At 62.6% G+C, this 19950-nt stretch carries 19 protein-coding genes, 1 tRNA gene and 1 riboswitch; of the genes, 15 read left to right on the forward strand and 5 right to left on the reverse strand.

What is annotated here, in order from left to right; translation table 11 throughout:
- Positions 1-6 precede the first annotated feature (6 nt).
- Complete coding sequence (locus GOV79_RS05830; RefSeq protein ID WP_170788917.1) at positions 7-1464, forward strand: cobyric acid synthase; 1458 nt, start codon at positions 7-9, stop codon at positions 1462-1464.
- A gap of 3 nt (positions 1465-1467) precedes the next feature.
- Here GOV79_RS05830 and GOV79_RS05835 read toward each other — a convergent pair whose 3' ends face one another.
- From GOV79_RS05835 to GOV79_RS05845, 3 genes are all read right to left on the reverse strand, one after another.
- Positions 1468-2154 carry a hypothetical protein gene (locus GOV79_RS05835; RefSeq protein ID WP_170788918.1) on the reverse strand — a complete coding sequence of 229 codons (687 nt, stop codon included), beginning with the start codon at positions 2152-2154 and terminating at the stop codon, positions 1468-1470.
- A 74-nt stretch (positions 2155-2228) separates the two neighbouring features.
- A complete protein-coding gene (locus tag GOV79_RS05840) occupies positions 2229-3647 on the reverse strand; it encodes a TolC family outer membrane protein (protein WP_170788919.1) in 1419 nt (472 codons plus the stop codon).
- Between the two features lie 95 nt (positions 3648-3742).
- Positions 3743-4396, reverse strand: coding sequence for a protein-L-isoaspartate O-methyltransferase family protein (locus GOV79_RS05845; RefSeq protein ID WP_170770250.1), 654 nt, complete (start codon positions 4394-4396; stop codon positions 3743-3745).
- 225 nt (positions 4397-4621) lie between these two features.
- On the opposite strand from GOV79_RS05845, the gene GOV79_RS05850 reads away from it, so the two are divergent.
- Positions 4622-4695 (forward strand) — tRNA-Cys (locus GOV79_RS05850).
- 43 nt (positions 4696-4738) lie between these two features.
- On the opposite strand, the gene GOV79_RS05855 is transcribed toward GOV79_RS05850, so the two are convergent.
- A complete protein-coding gene (locus GOV79_RS05855) occupies positions 4739-5695 on the reverse strand; it encodes an NAD(P)-dependent oxidoreductase (RefSeq protein ID WP_170788920.1) in 957 nt (318 codons plus the stop codon).
- 146 nt (positions 5696-5841) lie between these two features.
- Positions 5842-6049, forward strand: a riboswitch (cobalamin riboswitch).
- Positions 6050-6134: 85 nt separating this feature from the next.
- Here GOV79_RS05855 and GOV79_RS05860 point away from each other — a divergent pair.
- The 7 genes from GOV79_RS05860 to cobJ are packed head-to-tail and all read left to right on the forward strand — an operon-like array spanning position 6135 to position 14081.
- Complete coding sequence (locus GOV79_RS05860; protein WP_170788921.1) at positions 6135-6509, forward strand: DUF1636 family protein; 375 nt, start codon at positions 6135-6137, stop codon at positions 6507-6509.
- A gap of 1 nt (position 6510) precedes the next feature.
- Positions 6511-7566 carry a cobalamin biosynthesis protein CobW gene (gene cobW / locus GOV79_RS05865; RefSeq protein WP_170788922.1) on the forward strand — a complete coding sequence of 352 codons (1056 nt, stop codon included), beginning with the start codon at positions 6511-6513 and terminating at the stop codon, positions 7564-7566.
- 3 nt (positions 7567-7569) lie between these two features.
- Positions 7570-10863, forward strand: a complete 3294-nt coding sequence (gene cobN / locus GOV79_RS05870) for a cobaltochelatase subunit CobN (protein WP_170788923.1) — start codon at positions 7570-7572, stop codon at positions 10861-10863.
- Positions 10860-11981: a ferredoxin-like domain-containing protein gene (locus tag GOV79_RS05875; protein WP_170788924.1), complete on the forward strand. Its 1122-nt coding sequence runs from the start codon at positions 10860-10862 to the stop codon at positions 11979-11981. The genes cobN and GOV79_RS05875 overlap by 4 nt, the downstream gene beginning before the upstream one ends.
- Positions 11981-12610 (forward strand): precorrin-8X methylmutase, encoded by a 630-nt coding sequence (locus GOV79_RS05880; protein WP_170788925.1) that lies wholly within the window; start codon positions 11981-11983, stop codon positions 12608-12610. Before GOV79_RS05875 ends, GOV79_RS05880 begins: the two co-directional genes overlap by 1 nt.
- The gene (locus GOV79_RS05885) at positions 12607-13332 is read left to right on the forward strand and encodes a precorrin-2 C(20)-methyltransferase (protein ID WP_170770236.1); all 726 of its coding nucleotides are present in this window, start codon (positions 12607-12609) and stop codon (positions 13330-13332) included. Before GOV79_RS05880 ends, GOV79_RS05885 begins: the two co-directional genes overlap by 4 nt.
- Positions 13329-14081, forward strand: a complete 753-nt coding sequence (gene cobJ / locus GOV79_RS05890) for a precorrin-3B C(17)-methyltransferase (RefSeq protein ID WP_170770234.1) — start codon at positions 13329-13331, stop codon at positions 14079-14081. Before GOV79_RS05885 ends, cobJ begins: the two co-directional genes overlap by 4 nt.
- Here cobJ and GOV79_RS05895 read toward each other — a convergent pair.
- Positions 14054-14803 carry a cobalt-precorrin-6A reductase gene (locus GOV79_RS05895; RefSeq protein ID WP_170788926.1) on the reverse strand — a complete coding sequence of 250 codons (750 nt, stop codon included), beginning with the start codon at positions 14801-14803 and terminating at the stop codon, positions 14054-14056. The two genes, cobJ and GOV79_RS05895, sit on opposite strands and share 28 nt — an antisense overlap.
- Between GOV79_RS05895 and cbiE the strand changes: the two genes are divergently transcribed.
- Genes cbiE through cobF form a run of 6 tightly spaced genes read left to right on the forward strand, consistent with a single transcriptional unit; the run spans position 14802 to position 19939 of the window.
- Entirely contained in the window at positions 14802-16001 is a 1200-nt protein-coding gene (gene cbiE / locus GOV79_RS05900; RefSeq protein ID WP_170788927.1) for a precorrin-6y C5,15-methyltransferase (decarboxylating) subunit CbiE, read from the forward strand. The genes GOV79_RS05895 and cbiE overlap by 2 nt on opposite strands.
- A complete protein-coding gene (locus GOV79_RS05905) occupies positions 15998-16366 on the forward strand; it encodes a cobalamin biosynthesis protein (RefSeq protein ID WP_170788928.1) in 369 nt (122 codons plus the stop codon). The genes cbiE and GOV79_RS05905 overlap by 4 nt, the downstream gene beginning before the upstream one ends.
- Positions 16363-17157 (forward strand): precorrin-4 C(11)-methyltransferase, encoded by a 795-nt coding sequence (gene cobM / locus GOV79_RS05910; RefSeq protein WP_170782725.1) that lies wholly within the window; start codon positions 16363-16365, stop codon positions 17155-17157. Before GOV79_RS05905 ends, cobM begins: the two co-directional genes overlap by 4 nt.
- Positions 17150-18478 (forward strand): cobyrinic acid a,c-diamide synthase CobB, encoded by a 1329-nt coding sequence (locus GOV79_RS05915; RefSeq protein ID WP_170788929.1) that lies wholly within the window; start codon positions 17150-17152, stop codon positions 18476-18478. Before cobM ends, GOV79_RS05915 begins: the two co-directional genes overlap by 8 nt.
- Positions 18475-19203 carry a uroporphyrinogen-III C-methyltransferase gene (gene cobA, locus GOV79_RS05920; RefSeq protein WP_170788930.1) on the forward strand — a complete coding sequence of 243 codons (729 nt, stop codon included), beginning with the start codon at positions 18475-18477 and terminating at the stop codon, positions 19201-19203. Before GOV79_RS05915 ends, cobA begins: the two co-directional genes overlap by 4 nt.
- Entirely contained in the window at positions 19196-19939 is a 744-nt protein-coding gene (cobF, locus tag GOV79_RS05925) for a precorrin-6A synthase (deacetylating) (protein ID WP_170788931.1), read from the forward strand. The genes cobA and cobF overlap by 8 nt, the downstream gene beginning before the upstream one ends.
- Positions 19940-19950 lie beyond the last annotated feature (11 nt).

Genomic DNA, 19950 nt, shown 5'->3' on the forward strand with positions numbered 1-19950 from the left:
ACAAGCATGGTTCGCGCCATCATGATTCAGGGTACTGGCAGCAATGTGGGTAAATCGGTTTTGGTGGCCGGGCTGGCTCGCGCCTATACACGACGCGGGCTGCGCGTGGCTCCGTTCAAGCCGCAGAACATGTCAAACAACGCCGCCGTAACCGAAAACGGCGGCGAGATCGGGCGCGCGCAGGCGCTTCAGGCGTGGGCAGCGAACAGGCCGACACATACGGATATGAACCCGATTCTGCTCAAACCCGAAACCGACACGGGGGCGCAGATCATCGTGCAGGGGCAGCGGGCTGGAACGATGAAGGCGGGTGACTACCGCAAGGACAAATCCAAGCTGCTGGGGGCTGCGCTGGAAAGCTTTGACCGGCTCTGTGCGGATGCCGATCTGGTTCTGGTCGAGGGCGCAGGCAGTCCGGCTGAAACCAACCTGCGTAAGGGAGATATTGCCAATATGGGCTTTGCCTGCGCCGCAGGTGTGCCGGTCGTGCTGGTCGGCGACATTCACCGCGGCGGTGTAATCGCACAGATTGTAGGCACGCAGGCGGTGCTGGAAGCCAGCGATCTAGCGATGATCAAGGGCTTTGCGGTGAACCGCTTCAAAGGCGATGTATCCCTTTTCGATGAAGGGCGTGACGATATCGCAGCGCGGACCGGTTGGGCCTGCGTGGGTGTCGTGCCGTGGTTCAACGACGCATGGAAACTGCCTGCCGAGGATATGATGGACATCCGCTCTCACGCAGGCGGGACCTGCAAAGTGGTGGTGCCGCAACTTGAGCGGATGGCCAATTTTGACGATCTGGACCCGCTCTCGGCTGAACCAGGCATCACGGTCGAGATCGTCCCTGCGGGGCGCCCCCTGCCCGGCGATGCTGACCTTGTGCTGCTGCCAGGCAGTAAATCCACTATCGGCGACCTGATCTATTTCCGGGCGCAGGGGTGGGATGTGGACCTCTATGGCCATGTGCGGCGCGGTGGTCATGTTTTGGGCCTGTGTGGCGGATATCAGATGCTGGGCAATACCATCTCCGATCCCGGGGGCGTCGATGGTCGACCGGGAACAGTCGATGGGCTGGGCTTGCTGGACGTCGATACCATCATGGCTGGCCAGAAGCAGGTCACGTTGCGGCAGGCGCATGCGGTTCCCGGCAAAGAACCGGTGTCAGGCTATGAAATCCATATGGGCCGGACCGAGGGCCCCGACTGCGCCCGCGCTTGGCTAGAGGTTGAAGGTCGCCCCGAGGGTGCGGCGGACAAAACTGGACGTATTCGCGGTAGCTATCTGCACGGGATATTTTCGTCCGATGCCTTCCGCGCGCGCTACCTGTCGGAATTGGGGGTTGTCTCAGAGATCAATTACGAGGACGGCGTGGACGAGACGCTGGACGCATTGGCCGACCATCTTGAGCAGCATATGGATTTGGATCAGCTTTTGGAACTGGCGCAACAGCCCTGCCGGGCCTAGCGTCTAGCTGGATTCCAGCTCAGCCAGAGCCCGATAAATCTCGCGCCGGACCATTTTTCGCACGTTGCGGGTGAAGCGTTCGCCCAGCACGCCCTGAAGCTCTTCCCGCACGACCTGCGCGATAAGCTGGCGCAACGCGTCTTCATCCATCGCAGGAGGTTCAGGCTGTTCTTCAGCCTCGGTCGCCGCGATGACCTCGGGGTCACGGATGAAGGTTGCTTTGGTGTCCGAGAGCCCCTCTTCCACCACTTCATCCTCTTTGGCTTCGTTCCCGACGCTCCAACCCAAAGCACGGGTCGGAGTTCCAGAATAGGCGTCATCGCTATCACCGTCGGGTTCCCACTGATCCTCGGTGCGGGCAATCGCCGCCTCCAGCGCTTCTATCTTGGAACTCAGGCTGAAACTCGGAACTTTCTCTGGGGTTGGGACGGGTTGCGACGCCTCACTCTCTACTGCATCCCGGGCGCGCAGAACCATAGGTTTGACTGACGCATCCACCACCGGGTCTGCAATGGGTTTACCGTCCTCATTATCCCCGACTCGCAGTGCGTCCGTCAAAACCAATCTACCGGGCTTTCGTGCCAAAGCAGACGGAACGAGATCGGGGATTTTGCGGCCTTCTTCACCGACCAGGCGTTTGATAGAGGACAAAACGTCCTCTACTCTCCCGTCTACGACTTTATCCGTCATTCTTCTCTACCACTCTTTCCTCAGAATCGAGTGCAGCCAAACACTTCGGCCCTCACAACAGATTGTGACCTGGGTTAGTCGCGGCGCAGGGCTTTGAGTACCCGATCCAGATCCTTGCTCTGCTTGCTAACCTGTGCCGGTGCTTTCTTGACCAGATTGTAATACAGCGTCGGGTCATAGATTTGCACGGCCAGCCCCAAACGCTCGGCCGTCAAAAGACCTTGCGCCTGCAACAACTGATAGGCAGCCCGCGACCGTTCGGTGCGCGATGCAACCTCATTGAGCTGCGCATCCAGCAGGTCTTGCTGTGCGTTCAGAACATCCAGCGTTGTCCGAGCGCCCAAGGTCGCCTCTTCCCGGATGCCGTCAAAGGCCACTTGAGAAGCTCGCACCTGCTCGGTCGAAGCGCGCAGGCTGGCCGATGCAGCCTGGAAGTTGGCATAAGCCACGGAAACGCCTTGCGTGATATCTTTCTGTACGTTCAGCAGGTTCGCGCGGGACGCGTCACGGGTCGCCATTGCACGACGGACCTGCGCGGCCAAGGCGCCACCAGCATAGATCGGCTGAGTGAAGGTCAAAGCGACCGTCGCGTCTTCGATTGAATCGTCGTTGTCGTAACTTTCGGTAATCCCGGCATCCGCGTTCAAAGTAACATTCGGGCCAAGGTTTGCACGCTGCTGAAGAACGGCCAGATCAAAGGCACGAACCTCATGCTGAGATGACAGGATCGCCGGGTGGTTGCGCTGAGCCAGGGCAATCGCCTCCGCCTCTGACCGCGGCAGGTTGGGCAGACTGGGCTGACCAGCCGTCGCGCCCGGCGCTTTACCTACGGCGTTAACGTATTCGGCCTGCGCCGTGCTCAGGTTCCCGCGCGCAACGGACAGTTCCGCCTGAGCGCTGGCAAGCTGCGCCTGCGACAGCGCCACGTCCGTGCGCGTCACCTCGCCCACATCGAAACGGTCCTGCGAAGCGCGGAGTTCCTCGGCAGAAACTTCCACATCGTTCAATTGAATCTGAACGGTTTCTTCCTGAAGAACAACGGCCAAATAAGCATTTACGGCTCGGAACAGCACGGCCTGTTCCACATCAATCAGGCTTTGACGTGTGGACAGAACGATTTCTTGCGCCGATTGCTTGCCCAGAACCGAAAAGCCACCATCGTAGATCAGCTGACTAAGCGTCAGACCAGCAAAGAACGTAGAAGGTTCATTTCGGACCGTCACATCGTCAATGGTCGAGCGGGTATAATCCTGGCTGACCTGAGCGGCAAAGTTGATGATCGGACGCAGCGCGGCCAATGCGATCGCCACATCTTCGTCGGCAGCACGCAGCAAGGCCCGGTTTTGTTCCAACAGCCCGCTGGTGTTATAAGCACCAATGAACGCGTCTGTCAGATTGTCTGCCCATGCGCCCCGACCTGGCACAACACTAAGCGCGATACCAGCCGTCAGCGCCAACGCCTTGACCAGTTTTCCTCCCGCCGTAGAACTCATCACGAAATCCTCTCAAACCAAAATTACGCAGCCCTGCGGACAGTTTGCGCGTTTATGTTCAACTAATCAAGGTGGCAGGACAATCTGTCCCGGAATTATAGCGAAAATACACGATCCGTGGAAAAAGCGCGCAAAACCGGGGCATTGGCATTAAACGCGTGGCGCCAAGTCACGCGTTCGCCGGATTTGTGGCCGATCCGAACAGTTCCCAATTCACCATCCATGAAAAGGCATGCGATCCGGCCATGATCCTTGAGCTGCGCGAGCAACGCGTCAGGCACATGCTCGACCCCGCCCTGAATCAGGATGACATCGTAGGGGCCATGTTCGGTTGCACCCTGCTCCAAAGGCCCGACATGCACGATTGCGTTATCTGCGTCTGCTTCCATCAAAACGGTTTGGGCCTCGGTGGCGAGTTCTTCATCCTCTTCCACCGCAACCACAAGCTGCGCCATCTTTGCGGCAACAGCAGTAGAATACCCCATCGCCGGCGCGATATCGAGCACGACCTCATCATTGGAAATATTCAGCGCATCCAACATTTTGGCAAGCGTCCGAGGCTCCAGCAGGCAGCGACCGTTCCCCAGATCAAGCAGCCCTTCAACATATGCTGCCTCGCGCTGCGCATCGGGCACGAAGTTTTCACGCCTGACGCTAAGCATCGCATCGATAATCGGAAATTTCGTGACATCAGAAGGCCGGATTTGCGTATCGACCATAGTGCGGCGCCGGGCTGCAAAATCTGTCATTGGATCGCTCGTTCTATTCCCTTGGATGCTGGGCTTGTGCCATATCCGGATAAAACCGGCAACGGCTCAGGCATCGAAACTTTTTTGCAGAACAAGAAAGTGAACCTGTTTCCGATATGGCACGCCTGCGCTTGCTGAATTTTCGCCGCAACCCTCTGGACGCCCCAGAAGAAAGCTGTTAAAACGCCTGTCACACCACAGCAAGTATTTGATTTTACTTGAAAAGGCGAGTTGGCGGAGTGGTGACGCAGCGGATTGCAAATCCGTGTACACCGGTTCGATTCCGGTACTCGCCTCCACTCTCTCTACAAAACAGATTATTCCACTGACGCGCGGCTTGCGTCATTCAGCCCCACGCCCCTGAGGGATGACCTCGTATCCGGGCTCTTCCGGTTCGTCGTCCTCCATCTCGGGCGGAAAACCGGAGGCTGTGATGTCTAGACCGGTTGCATCCTCCAGACGTCGGATGATGTTGGGAGACAATTCACGCTCGCCATAGCGGGCAATTCCGTCCTCGAAAATCTGGATCATGACCGGGTTGATCTCCAGCGGTACACCGGCGCGGTCAGCGACGTCCTGAAACAGCCCGATATCCTTTTTCACAAGGTCCATCGTAAAGGAAATGTCGCGTGATCCGTTCAGGATCACCTGGCTTTCGGTCTCATGCACAAACGAAGTACCTGATGAAATCTTGATCGCCTCATAAGTCGTGTTCAAGTCCATCCCGGCGGCCTTGGCGGTCACGAGCGCTTCGGCGCAGGTAATCAGGTTTGCCGTCGCCAGGTAGTTGGTCAGCACCTTAAGCACCGAGGCCGAGCCCAACTCGCCCGTGTGCAGCACGCGGCGGCCCATCGTGGTCAGAAAGGGTAGGATACGTTCGAACGTCGCGCGGTCGCAGCCCGCGAAGATCGAGATATTGCCCGTCGCCGCCCTATGGCACCCGCCCGAGACAGGGCAGTCTACTGCCGCCCCTCCGCGTTCGATGACCTGCGCACCCAGCCGCTTGACCTCGGCCTCGTCGGTGGTGGACATCTCCATCCAGATCTTGCCGGGGCCGACCTCGGGCAGCATCTCCTGCATCACGGCGTCCGAGGCAGCAGGCGATGGCAGACAGGTGATCACCGCGTCGCAATCGCGCATCAGCTGGGCCGGGCTTTCGGCGGCCTTGGCCCCCTGCGCCACGAAGCCCGCGACCAGATCAGGGTTCAGATCGTGTACCGTCAGGTCGATCCCGTTGCGCAGCAAAGACCCGGACAGTTTGCCGCCCACATTGCCCAGTCCGATAAAGCCCACTCTCATGCGACACGTCTCCCTGTTTGCGCCGTTTCGGTCATGGCAGCACGGGGTTGCGGGCTTCGTCATGCCGCCCAGCGACGCTTACAGGTCGCTTTTCCACCGTTGCTTCACAGATGCTTGCGACTCGCTTGACAAGCCCCTGCCCGGTGCCGCATGTCCGATCCGTTGGTGTCCTCTTCACGAGGATGAAAAGGGAATGCGTCAACGGATCATCCGCCAAACGCAGCCGCCCCCGCGACCGTGACCGGAGAGGGTGCCCAAGCCACTGGCCAAACAGGCCGGGAAGGCGGGACATCCGACAGGGCAATTGCCCTGACATCCGCAAGCCGGGAGACCTGCCAGCACCCGCGATTGAAACCGGACGGGGTGTTCCGGTGTCGGGTCAAATGCGACCCGCTTGAAACCCCGTCCCCCACGATGAGGATTTGGGGGGATGAGAGACATGACCGAGACCGCTCCGGTCGAGCTGCTGGTTTGCACCACCTGCCGCCGCGGCCTACCTGTTGAAGATGACGCAGACCGCCCCGGCACGTTGTTGCACAAGGCGCTGGAACAGGCCGATCTGCCCGAAGGCGTAACGCTGAGAGCCGTCGAGTGCCTGTCGAATTGCGATCAGGGCTGTTCCATCGTTCTGCGCGGCGGACCCGAGCGCTGGACCTTTGTTTATGAGAACCTGAACGAGGTCGATCATGTCGACGTGATCGTCGACGGCGCGACCAAGTATCTGGCCACCGAAGACGGCTTGGTCAAATGGCGCGAGCGCCCCGAACATTTCCGCAAAAACTGCGCCTCGCGCATTCCCCCGATTGGAGCCTGACATGTCCACCCTCGAAAAACTCCCCGTTACTGTGATCACCGGCTTTCTGGGCTCGGGTAAAACCACGCTGGTGCGGCACCTGATGCAGAACCCGCAGGGCAAGCGTCTGGCCGTTGTGGTTAATGAATTCGGCGATGTCGGCGTGGATGGCGATATCCTGAAGTCCTGCGCCATTCCCGATTGCCCGGCGGAAAACATCATGGAACTGGCCAATGGCTGCATTTGCTGCACCGTGGCCGATGATTTCATCCCCACGATCGAGGCGCTGATGGCGCTGGAGCCGCGCCCCGAGCATATCCTGATCGAAACCTCGGGCCTTGCGCTGCCGAAACCGCTTCTGAAAGCGTTCGACTGGCCCGATATCCGCTCGAAAATTACCGTGGATGGCGTGATCGCGCTGGCCGATGCCGAGGCGGTGGCCGCTGGTCGGTTCGCGCCGAATGTCGAGGCAGTGGATGCCCAGCGCATGGCCGACGATTCCATCGACCATGAAACCCCTCTGTCCGAAGTGTTCGAAGATCAGATCTCCTGCGCCGATATCATCCTTCTGACCAAGCCTGATCTGGCCGGCCCCGAAGGTGTCGCCAAAGCCAAAGAGATTATCGCCGCCGAGGCCCCGCGTCCTCTGCCCGTGGTCGAAGTGGCCGAAGGTGTGGTGGACGTGCGCGTCGTGCTGGGTCTTGAGGCTGCCGCCGAGGATGACATGGAGGCGCGGCCTTCGCATCATGACGGTCATCACGATCATGAACATGACGATTTCGAAAGCATCATCGTCGAGCTGCCGGAACAGACCGACCCGGCCGATCTGGTCGCGAAAATCGAACGTCTTGCCAAAGAACTGAACATCCTGCGCGTCAAGGGCTATGCCGCTGTTAAGGGCAAGCCAATGCGCCTTCTAGTTCAGGCTGTGGGCGCGCGCGTGCGTCATCAGTACGACCGTCCGTGGCAGCCCGGCGAAGAGCGCCGTTCGCGTCTGGTGGTGATTGCCGAGCATGACGACATCAAAGAGGCTGAAATCCGCGACATCCTCGTGGGCGTCACCGAGGCTGCCGAGTAAACCATGCACGTCGTCTTCCGCGAAAACCACGGGTTAGAGGAATCCGAAACCCCAACCGATCTGGGCCAGAGCCCGGCGGATTTGGTGGTGCTGTCGTTCTCGGACAGCGACCTTGGTGCTTTCGCGGCAGGCTGGCATCGCGGTGGCGGGCCTGACGGTCGGATGCCGACCCTGCGACTGGCCAATCTGACGGCGCTGAAACACCCTCTGTCCGTTGACACCTATGTGGAACAGACGTTGGAGGACGCTAAAGGCATCCTGATCCGTCTGATCGGCGGAGTGCCCTATTGGTCCTACGGACTGCAGCAGGTTCTATCGCTTGCGCAGACCAAAGGGATTGCTGTGGCCGTGCTGCCCGCCGACGGGCGCGAGGATACGCGACTGGATGAGTATTCCACCCTGCCCGTCTCCACCCTGCGCCGCTTAGCGCATCTTTGTGACACCGGCGGCGAGGTTGCAGCACAAGCCGCTTTGGCACAGATGGCACTGGCAGCGGGGCTCTATGCGGGTCCGGTGATGGGGGCTAAATCCCTGCCCGACTGCGGCGCATGGTGCCCCGATCGCGGAGTGATTCCGGCGGAACAGGCGTTTTCCGGTGACTCAAAACGCGTCGTGGTCAGTTTCTACCGCGCTTACCTGACCTCGGCCGACACAGCCCCCGTGGCCGCCCTGATCCGTAGCCTGCGCGCGCGCGGCTTTCAGGCCGTGGGCCTGTTCGCCCCTTCCCTGAAAGCGCCATCCGCCGCCGACTGGCTGCGCGACACCATCGTATCGCTGGCCCCGTCCGCGATCATCAACGCCACGTCCTTCTCGGGCAAAGGCGCGTCGGGTACCTCGCCTTTGGACGCTGCAAATGTGCCCGTCTTCCAGGTCGCACTGGCCACTTCGCGCCGCAAGGCGTGGGCCGAGGCGGAACGCGGCCTCTCCCCCGCCGACCTCGCCATGCATGTGGTGCTGCCCGAGGTGGACGGGCGTATTTCAGCGGGCATCGCCTCGTTTAAGGAACCGGGCAAACGCGACCCGCATCTGGAATATTCCCGCTTTGCCCACCGGGTCGAGGAGGAACGGATCGAGGCCATCCTTGACCGTGTGACCGGCTGGCTGAACTTGCAAGGCAAACCCAAATCCGATCAGGTGCCCGCGCTGGTTCTGTCCACCTATCCCGGCAAAGACTGGCAGATGGCCCATGCGGTGGGCCTCGACGCGCTGGCCTCGGCTGAGGCGATGCTGTCCGACCTGCAAGCCGGGGGCTATGATACCGCCCCTGCCAAACCAATCGCTGATACGCTGCTGAACGCCCGGATCGCATGGCCGCTGGCCGAGTATCAGGCCGCGCTTGCGGACCTGCCCGAACAGCTGCGCACCGACTTGCATACGGTTTGGGGCGCTCCCGAGGATGACCCCGCTTACACCGATGGTGCCTTTCACTTCACCGCCCTGCGTCGGGGCAAGGCTCTGGTCGCCTTGCAACCTGAACGCGGCACGCCCGAGTTACGCGATGACGACTATCATGACCTGTCGCGCACCCCGCGCCACAGCTATGTCGCCTTTTACCTTTGGCTGCGTAAAAGCTTGAATGCCGATGCGCTGATCCACATCGGAGCCCATGGCACGTTGGAATGGCTGCCCGGCAAATCCGTGGCGCTATCAGCCGGTTGCTGGCCCGAGGCGCTGATCCGCGACCTGCCAGTGATCTACCCCTTCATCGTCAATGACCCCGGCGAGGCGGCGCAAGCCAAGCGCCGGATCGGCGCGGTCACGCTGGGCCACATCCCGCCCGCTTTGAAAGAAAGCGGTACACCGGATCGGATGGTACGGCTGGAGTCTCTGCTGGACGAATTCTCGAACGCCGATGGTCTGGACCCCAAGCGCCGCGACCGTTTGCAAGAGGATATCCGGAATGAGGCTCAGGCCATCGGGCTGGAAAGCGATCTGGGTCTGGATCAGGCCACCTGCACCGCCGAGGCGATCACCCGCATCGACCGCTTTGTCTGTGACATCAAGGAAAGCCAGTTCGGCGACGGGCTGCACATATTTGGCCGGGTGCCAGAAGTGACCGGCAATTTCGACCCCGCGCCTTCCGCCCAGTCTGAACGCAACGCCCTAATCGACGCACTAGCCGGAAAGCGGATCGAGGCCGGGCCATCCGGTTCGCCCTATCGTGGCCGCTCGGACGTACTGCCTACCGGACGGAACCTCTATACCACCGACCCGCGATCCGTGCCCACGCGCGCGGCTTATAGCCAAGGCGTGAAACTGGCCGAAGAACTGGTGCGGCGTCACCTGCAAGAGGAAGGCGACTATCCCAAAGGGCTGATCGTTGACCTCTGGGGCTCGGCCACTATGCGCACGGCGGGTGAGGAATTCGCCATGGCGCTGCACCTGCTGGGCGTCAAACCCGTCTGGGACAAGGGGTCAGAGCGGGTCTCAGGCATCGAGGTTCTGCCCATCACCGACCTCAGCCGCCCGCGTCTGGATGTGACGCTGCGGGTCTCGGGCCTGTTCCGCGACGTTTTTCCGACGCTATCGGCGCTATACGGTCAGGCGATCCGGGCCTTGTCGGCGCGCGATGAGGCGGCCGACTGGAACCCCTATGCCGGTCAGGAACCCGCCGCCCGCGTCTATGGCCCAGCCCCCGGCAGCTATGGCGTGAACATGACACAATTGTCCGAAATTTACACCGACGAGGCGCGCGTGCAGGCAGGTGCGGCATGGCTGGACGCCAGCTCTTATGCCTTGGAAGGCGAGCATGTCGCGCAGGACAAAGACGGCATCACCCAGCGCGTCGCCAACGCCGACAGTTTCGTCCACCTGCAGGATTTGACCGAGACCGACCTGCTACTGGCCAATGATTACGCCACGCATGAAGCCGGATTTGCCGCCGCCAAAAAAATCACAGGCGGCTCGGCGCAGCTGTATCATCTGGACAACACCAACCCCGACACCCCGCGCGCGCGGACCCTGCCCGAGGAAATCAGCCGCGTGGTCCACGCCCGCGCTGCCAACCCCGGCTGGATCGCCGGGATGCAACGCCACGGGTTCCGGGGCGCGGCCGAGATCGCCGCGACGCTGGATCACATGGCCTCATTCGCGCATCTATCTGGCACAGTCGCGCCGCACCTTTTCGACCTTTACCACGATGCCACGCTGGGCGACGCTGAGGTCGACGCCTTTCTGGCCGAGGCCAACCCTAAAGCGCATCAGGCCATGCAGGACCGGTTCCGCGCTTTGCTTGAGGCGGGGCTTTGGAACACACGCCGCAACTCGATTCGCGCCGATCTGGAGGGGCTGGGATGAGCGCTCCCATCGTCCAGGGCTGGTGCCCCGGCGCGCACCGTCCGATGATGTCGGGCGATGGGCTGGTGGTCCGGGTGCGGCCGCGGCTGGCCCGTCTGACAGCTGAGCAGACCATGGGTCTGTGCGATCTGGCGGAACGCTTCGGCAATGGCACCATCGACCTGACCAACCGCGCCAACCTGCAGCTGCGGGGCGTGGCTGAGGGCGATCATCAGCCCATGTTGGCCGAACTGGCCGCGCTGAACCTGCTGGATGCAGAGCCGGGGATCGAGGTGCGCCGCAACATTCTGGTCTCACCTCTGTACCAAGCCGGAGACCTGACCGCTCGGCTGGCGCAAGAGCTTATTGACCGGCTGGCCGAACTACCCGCCCTGCCCGCCAAGTTCGGCTTTGCCATCGACACCGGACCTCAGCGCCTGCTGGCGGGCGACTCCGCCGATATCCGGCTGGAAACCGCCCCGAATGGCCTGATCCTGCGCGCCGATGGGGCCAAGACCGGACGTCTGGTCCCAGAATCCGAGGCCATCGACCAACTGATCGCCCTGGCCGCATGGTTCGCCGAAACCTACACGCCCGAGTGCCGTCGCATGGCCCGCGTGGTCGCGGACTTGCCGCCGGAGTGGCAGGGCGTGGCTCCGGGACCAGTTGGCGCGCCGCTGCAACCCGGTGCTTGCGATCAGGGGACGCTCTATGGTGCGGCCTTCGGACAATTGCCTGCACGCGCTCTGAAAGACCTGATCGCGCAAAGCGGGGCCGAGGCGCTGCGTGTCACCCCATGGCGCTTGATCCTGTTGGAAGTCGGGGCGGCGATACCCGCCCCAGCCTTTGTCACAGATGGCACCAACCCGCTTATGACGACCGACGCCTGCCCCGGCGCGCCATATTGCCCGCAGGCGCAGGTGGAAACCCGCGACATCGCGCGCCTGCTTGCCGCGCGTATCAATGGCAGCCTGCATGTCTCGGGCTGCGCCAAAGGATGCGCGCGCATGAGCCTGGCCGATGTGACGCTGATAGGCAATGCCGGACGATTTGATCTTGTCAAACAGGGCCGCGCGGGGGATGAGCCCTGCCAGACCGGCCTGACCGAAGAAACACTGATGAATATGGACTTCACCTGATGCCCTATACTTATGAAACCGATGGCGCTGCGATCTATAAGGAAAGCTTTGCCACCATCCGGACCGAGGCTGATCTTGCCCGGTTCGACGCCGACGAGGAACAGGTCGCCGTCCGCATGATCCACGCCGCCGGCATGGTGGGGCTGGAAGAGTTCGTGCATTTCTCGCCCGGTTTTGTGGCCGCCGCCCGCACTGCAATGGAAGCCGGCGCACCCATCCTGTGCGATGCGCGCATGGTCAGCGAGGGCGTGACCCGGTTCCGTCTGCCCGCTGACAATGAGGTGATTTGCACCCTGCATGACGAACGTGTGCGCCCCTTGGCCGCCGAGATGAGCAACACGCGTTCGGCTGCCGCGCTGGAGCTGTGGCGCCCACATCTGGAAGGCGCCGTTGTCGCCATTGGCAACGCACCTACTGCGCTGTTCCATCTGCTGAACATGCTGGAAGACCCCGACTGCCCACGCCCCGCCGCCATCATCGGCTGCCCCGTGGGCTTTGTCGGCGCGGTCGAATCCAAAGACGCCCTGTGGGAGGCACAGCCAGTGCCCTCCTGCATCGTCAAGGGCCGCCTGGGCGGCAGCGCCATCACCGTCGCCGCCATCAACGCCATCGCGAGCCGCGCGGAATGAGCGGCACAATCTATGGCGTGGGCCTCGGCCCCGGCGATCCCGACCTGATGAGCGTCCGGGCCGACCGCCTATTGCGCAACGCGCGTCATGTGGCGTTTTTCCGCAAGCCCGGCCGCAGTGGACAGGCGCGCAAGATCGTCAATGGGATGATACCCGAAGATGCCGTCGAATTCCCGATGGAGTACCCGGTCACAACCGAGATCCCAGTGAGCGATCCGCGCTATAACGAGCTGCTCTCGGCGTTTTACGAAGACTGCGCCGCGCATCTGAAGGCTCTGTCCGAACAGGGCGAAGACGTGGTGGTCTTGTGCGAGGGCGATCCGTTTTTCTACGGCTCTTTCATGCATCTTTACAACCGGTTGCGCGACGAATCTGATGTCGAAGTCGTGCCTGCCATCACCGGCATGTCGGGCGCGTGGACAGCGACCGGAGACCCGATCACCTGGGGTGATGACGTGCTGACCGTACTGGTGGGTACTCTGCCCGAGGACGATCTGGCGCAGCGCATGGCACAGACAGACGCGCTGGTCGTGATGAAGATCGGGCGCAATATCGACAAGGTGAAACGCGCGCTGAAAACGGCGGGCCTCTATGACCGCGCGTGGATCGTGGAATTTGCGCAAATGCCGAACCAGACGGTGACGAAACTGTCTGAGGCTTGTGAAAAGGTCACACCCTATTTCTCGATCATCATCGTGCACGGTCAGGGGCGCAGGCCATGAGCGGCTGGGTCAAGATCGCCGGTCTTGGACCAGGGGCTGATGCGCTGGTGACGCCCGAGGTGACTGCCGCTTTGGCCGAGGCCACAGATGTGGTCGGCTATATTCCCTACGTGGCCCGCGTGGCCGAGCGCCCCGGCCTGACACTGCACTCCAGTGACAACCGCGTCGAGATCGACCGCTCGCAGCACGCGCTGCAAATGGCGGCTGAGGGCAAACGCGTGGTCGTTGTGTCCTCGGGCGATCCCGGCGTGTTTGCGATGGCGGCGGCTGTGTTTGAGGCGCTAGAAGATGGCCCGTCCGAGTGGCGCAATATCCAGATTGATGTGCTGCCGGGGATCACGGCGATGTTGGCGGCCTCGGCCCGTGCGGGCGCGCCAATGGGGCATGATTTCTGCGCCATCAACCTGAGTGACAACCTCAAGCCATGGTCATTAATCGAAAAGCGTCTGCGGCTGGCCGCGCAGGCGGATTTCTCAATGGCGTTTTACAATCCGCGCTCGAAGTCCCGCCCCGAGGGCTTTGTAAAGACGCTGGAAATCCTGCGCGAAGAATGCGAACCCGAACGGCTGATCCTGTTCGCCCGCGCCGTATCCCGCGCGGATGAGGCCATTCGGATTTCGACACTGGCCGAGGCCACACCCGAGATGGCAGATATGCAGACGGTGGTCATCGTCGGCTCGTCCCGCACCCGCGTGATCGAACGCGACGGCGCGCCCATCGTCTACACGCCGAGGTTCACGCCAGAATGAGCCAGCCAGTCCAGAACCTGAGCAACGCTCGACAATTCGACCCGCTGCGGCAGGGCCGGACGGTCGATCATCACCACCGGCAGGCCCAGCGCCCGCGCCGCGTCCAGCTTGGCGCGCGCGCCGAGGCCGCCTGCGTTCTTGGACACGACCAACTGGATCCCATGGCGCTGCATCAGCGCCTGATCGTCGGCCAGAGTGAATGGCCCGCGCGAGACAACCACGTCGCAGTTCGGCAACGGCAGAGCACCCGGTTCATCGACCAGCCGCAACAAGTAACGATGCTGAGGCTGGGGGGCGAACTCCTCAAGATGCATCCGGCCCACGGCCAGAAACACCCGCTGTGGCGCGCCGGACAGGGCGACCACCGCGCCGTCGATATCCGGAACATGCTGCCAGTCGTCCCCATCCTGTTCCACCCATGCCGGGCGGGTCAGCGCGGCCAGAGGCACGTCGGCCTTATGGCAGGCGGCCACCGCGTTGGCGCTCATCTGGGCGGCAAAGGGGTGCGTGGCGTCGATCACGTGGGTGATCGCGTGATCGCGCAGGTAGGTGGTCAGGCCGTCCACGCCTCCGAACCCGCCCACGCGCATCGGCAACGGCTGCGGGCGCGGGTTATCAACGCGGCCCGCATAGGAATAGGTCGCTTGGATGCCCCGTTCGGCCACGGTTTTAGCCAGGGCGTTGGCCTCGGTCGTGCCGCCAAGGATCAGGAGGTGTGTCATGCATGAAGCTCCGTGGCTGACCGTTCTGGGCCTGGGTGAGGATGGGCTTGATGGCCTGTCGCCCGCAAGCCGTCAAGTGCTGGAGCGCGCCGAAATCATCATGGGTCCGCCGCGCCATCTGTCGCTGATCCCCGATAGTACGGCCCAGAGGGTCGAATGGCCGGTGCCCTTTGCCGATGGTCTGCCCGTGCTGACGGGGTTCCGGGGGCGGCCCACTGTCGTGCTGGCCTCGGGCGATCCGTTCTGGTTTGGTGCCGGATCGGTCATCGCGCGCAATTTCGAGGCAGGGGAATGGACCGCCCTGCCCGGCCAGTCGACCTTTTCCTTGGCCGCCGCGCGGCTGGGCTGGCCGCTGGAGGCGACGCTGACTTTCGGCCTGCACGCCGCCCCCCTGACGCGGCTGCGACCGCATCTGTCGCCAGGCCTGCGCGCCATTCTGTTGCTGCGCAACGGGGCTGCGGTGACGGAACTGGCGACCTACCTGACCGAAACCGGCTTTGCCGACACCCGCCTGCACGTGATGGAAGCGCTCGGCGGCCCTCGTGAACGTTCCCGCAGGGTATCCCTGACTGAGGCGCTGCTGGGCGGGTTCGATCACCCGGTTTGTGTTGCGCTTGAGGTCGCGGGCGATGGGCGCGCGCTGCCTAAGTCTTCGGGCAAGCCCGATGAGATTTTCGAGACCGATGGACAGATCACCAAACGCCCCATCCGCGCCCTGACCCTGTCAGCGCTGGCCCCGCAGCGCGCTGAACATTTGTGGGATATTGGCGGCGGTACCGGTTCGATCAGTATCGAATGGCTAATGTGTGACCCGACGCTGACGGCCACCACGATTGAACCCCGCGCGGACCGGGCCGAGCGGATTCGTCGCAATGCCGATGCGCTGGGTCAGGATCGGCTGACCGTCATCCACGGCACTGCGCCCGATGCGCTGGACGGGTTGTCCCTGCCGGATGTGGTGTTCATCGGTGGAGGTCTAAGCGCCGCGCTGCTGGACTGGCTGTATGCCACTTTGCCCGCTGGTACCCGCTTAGTCGCCAATGCAGTGACACTGGAGAGCGAGGCGTTGCTGGCGCAGTGGCATGAGAAACGCGGCGGCGATCTTTTGCGGATTGAATTGGCGCAGGCTGCGCCATTGGGGCCGCGCCGGGGTTGGAAATCCGGCTATCCGGTGGTGCAGTGGAGCGTCACGCTATGATCGTCGCGGGCCTTGGCTTTTCCTCCACCGCGACGGTGGACAGTCTGCGCGCGGCCTTTGCGGCTGCCGCCTCTAACCACCCCGTCAGCGCCTTGGCGACCGTCGCGGACAAAGAGGGCCATGCTGCGCTGGCAGAATTCGCAGCCGTAACCGCCCTGCCCCTGCATTTCATCGCGCCCGCCGATCTGGCCGGGCAGCGCACGCTCACCTGCTCGCCCCGCAGCCGCGCCAGTTATGGCACCGGCAGCGTGGCCGAAGCATCCGCCCTTGCCGCCGCTGGATCTGGCGCGCGGCTGCTTTCACCCCGACAGATATCAGACGACCGGCTGGCCACCTGCGCCATCGCCATCGGAGGACAAAAATGACAGTTCATTTCATCGGCGCCGGACCGGGCGCTGCCGACCTGCTGACCCTGCGCGGGCGCGATATCATCGCGTCCTGTCCCGTGTGCCTCTATGCGGGCTCGCTGGTGCCCGAGGAAATCCTTGGCCACTGCCCCGAGGGAGCCAAGATCATCAACACCGCGCCGATGGATCTGGATCAGATCATGGCCGAGATCGATGCCGCCCATAAGGCTGGTCAGGATGTGGCCCGCCTGCATTCGGGCGATCTGTCGGTCTGGTCCGCCATGGGCGAACAAATCCGCCGGTTGAAAGAGATGGGTATCCCGGTCAGCGTCACGCCCGGCGTGCCGTCCTTTGCCGCGGCAGCCGCGGCCTTGGGCACGGAACTGACACTACCCGGCCTCGCGCAATCGGTGGTGCTGACCCGCACGCCGGGCCGCGCGTCTTCGATGCCCGAGGGTGAGACGCTTGAGAACTTCGCCCGCACCGGCGCAACGCTGGCCATTCACCTGTCGATCGGCAATTTAGACAAGGTCATCGCCGACCTGACCCCGGCCTATGGGGCCGATTGCCCGGTGGCCGTTGTCTATCGCGCCAGCTGGCCCGATGAACGCATCATCCGTGCAACGCTGGAGACGCTGAAAGACGCGCTGGACGACGGCATCGCCCGCACCGCGCTGATCATGGTCGGCCCAGCGCTTGCGGGGGAAGGGTTCGACGAAAGCTGTCTGTATTCCAAGGATTACGACCGCCGCTATCGCCCGCAAAGCGCCGACAGCCCGTGGTCCAGCTGGAGCCCCGAGGATGAATGACGCGATGACTAACCCTCCGGGTCTTCTGATTTCTGCGCCGTCCTCGGGCACCGGCAAGACCACGGTCATGCTGGGCCTGTTGCGTGCGCTGGCCGAGGATGGGCTGACCGTTCAGCCTTTTAAAAGCGGACCAGATTATATCGACCCGGCCTTTCACCGGGCGGCTGTGGGGCGTGCCTCGTTCAATTTGGACAGCTGGGCCATGGGAGAGCCTCTGTTGGACGCCATTTCTGCACAGGCCGAAGGCGCGGATATCGTGGTCGCCGAGGGCTCAATGGGGCTGTACGACGGCGTCGCCAAGCCCGGTGAACTGGGTCATGGGTCCAGTGCGGAAACCGCGTTACGGATGGGTTGGCCGGTGGTGCTGGTGCTGGATGTGGGCGGTCAGGCGCAATCGGCGGCGGCGACGGCTTTGGGGTTCAAGATGTATAACCCCGATCTGCCCTTTGCGGGCGTGATTCTAAACCGCTGCGCCAGCCCCCGGCACGAGCGGTTGACGCGGTTGGGAATGGAACGCGCGGGCCTGCCGGTTCTGGGCGTGCTGCCCCGTCGTGGAGACCTGACCCTGCCCGAGCGGCATCTGGGCCTGATCCAGGCGGTTGAACATCCCGATCTGGAAAGCGCAATTGTGGGCTATGCCGCGTTTCTGCGCGAACATGTCGATCTTGAGGCGATCAAGCGGGCGGCGTCCTCAGGCCCGAATGGGCCATCGTCCGCCGCGCTGCCGCGGCCACCGGCGCAACGGATCGCGCTGGCCCGCGATGCGGCGTTTTCGTTCACCTATCCGCATTTGCTGGAAGGCTGGCGGGCGGCTGGAGCCGAGGTGTTGCCGTTCTCGCCCTTGGCCAATGAAGCCCCTGCGGCGGATGCCGATCTGGTTTGGTTGCCGGGCGGATATCCTGAGCTGCACGCAGGCATTCTGGCCGCCGCATCCGTCTTTCAGGAAGGGTTGCGGAACCACGCGCAAACCAAGCCCGTGCATGGAGAATGCGGGGGTTATATGGCGCTGGGACAGGCTCTGATCGACAAAGAGAGTGTCTCGCATCAGATGGCCGGGTTGTTGGGGCTGGTGACGTCCTATGAAAAGCGCAAGTTCAATCTGGGCTATCGTCGCGCCGAACTGCTGGCCCCGATGCCCGGCTTTGCCGTAGGCACGGGCCTGCGGGGGCATGAGTTCCACTATTCCTCAATCATCGAGCAACCTGACGCGCCTTTGGCCCGTGTGTTTGACGCAGAAGGGGCCGAAGGGCCGCAGACCGGATCGGTGCGTGGCAACGTGACCGGCACGTTCTTTCACCTGATCGCGGAGGCCTCAGTATGAGTGGGTTTGTCTCGTTCATCGGCTCAGGTCCGGGCGATCCGGAATTGCTAACGCTCAAGGCCGTAGATCGGATGCAAAAGGCGGATGCGGTGCTGTTTGATGACCTCAGCAGCGGGCCGATCTTAACCCATGCGCGCGAGGATGCCGATCTGGTGGGCGTGGGCAAACGGGCGGGTCGCCCCTCGCCCAAGCAGGACCATGTCAGCCGGTTGTTGGTGGAATATGCGCAAACAGGCCAGCGGGTCGTGCGGTTGAAATCCGGCGATGGCGGCATGTTCGGACGTCTGGAAGAAGAACTGGTCGCCCTGCGCGCGGCTGGGATCGAATACGAGATCATCCCCGGCATCCCCTCAGCTGTAGCGGCGGCGGCGGCGGCTGGCATCCCGCTGACCCGTAGGCTAACCGCGCGACGGGTGCAGTTTGTCACCGGCCATGATGTCAGCGGCAAACTGCCCGAGGACCTGAACCTGCCCGCGCTGGCCGACCCGGATGCGACCACAGTCGTCTTCATGGGCAAGCGCACCTTTCCTCTGCTGGTCGAAACGCTGCACGCACATGGCCTGCCGTTGGAAACGCCAGCACTGATGGCCGAATCCGTCTCGACCCCCGAGCAGAAGCTGCATCGCAGTACTGTAGGCGCGCTGTCCAATAAACTGGCGGACGAGATAGGCACCGCCCCGGCGCTGATCCTTTACGGCCCGCTGGCAGAGTTTGACGATGTTTGACCTGACCTTGATCGGCATCGGCACCGGGAACCCTGACCACGTGACCTTTCAGGGCGCGCAGGCGATCCGCTCGGCGGACCTGATCCTGATCCCCCGCAAGGGCGAGAATAAGGCCGATCTGGCCGGGCTGCGCGAAATGATCATTGCGCAGGTGACCGACACGCCGCCGCAGATCGCCTATTTCGACATCCCCAAGCGCCGGTCCGACGACGGATATCTGCGCGGGGTGGATAAATGGCACGACGCGATTGCATTGCGCTGGAGCGAGGCAATCGCCGCCCATCCTGGAGCACGACATGTAGCTCTACTGATCTGGGGCGATCCGTCGCTTTATGACAGTTCCCTGCGGATTGCAGAGCGGCTGGACCCTCAACCGACGACGCGGGTGATCCCTGGCATTACAGCGCTGCAGGCGTTGACGGCTGCCCACGTGATTCCGATCAACGATCTGGGTGCCCCCTACATCGTGACCACGGGGCGGCGGATTCGCGACGAAGGGTGGCCGGACGGTGCGTCAAACGTGGCGATAATGCTGGATGGTGAGTGCTCGTTCCAACATCTTCAGATGGCAGATTATGACATCTGGTGGGGGGCGTACGTGGGCATGAAAGAGGAAATTCTGATCAAGGGGCCCTTGGCTGAGGTTGCGCAGCAGATTCTGGACACCCGTACAGCTGCACGCGCCGATCACGGGTGGATCATGGATATCTATCTTCTCAAAAAGTGCGTGAACTGACCAAATTGGTC

The sequence above is a fragment of the Ruegeria lacuscaerulensis genome, from assembly GCF_013034745.1.
Classification (GTDB): Bacteria; Pseudomonadota; Alphaproteobacteria; order Rhodobacterales; family Rhodobacteraceae; genus Ruegeria; species Ruegeria lacuscaerulensis_B.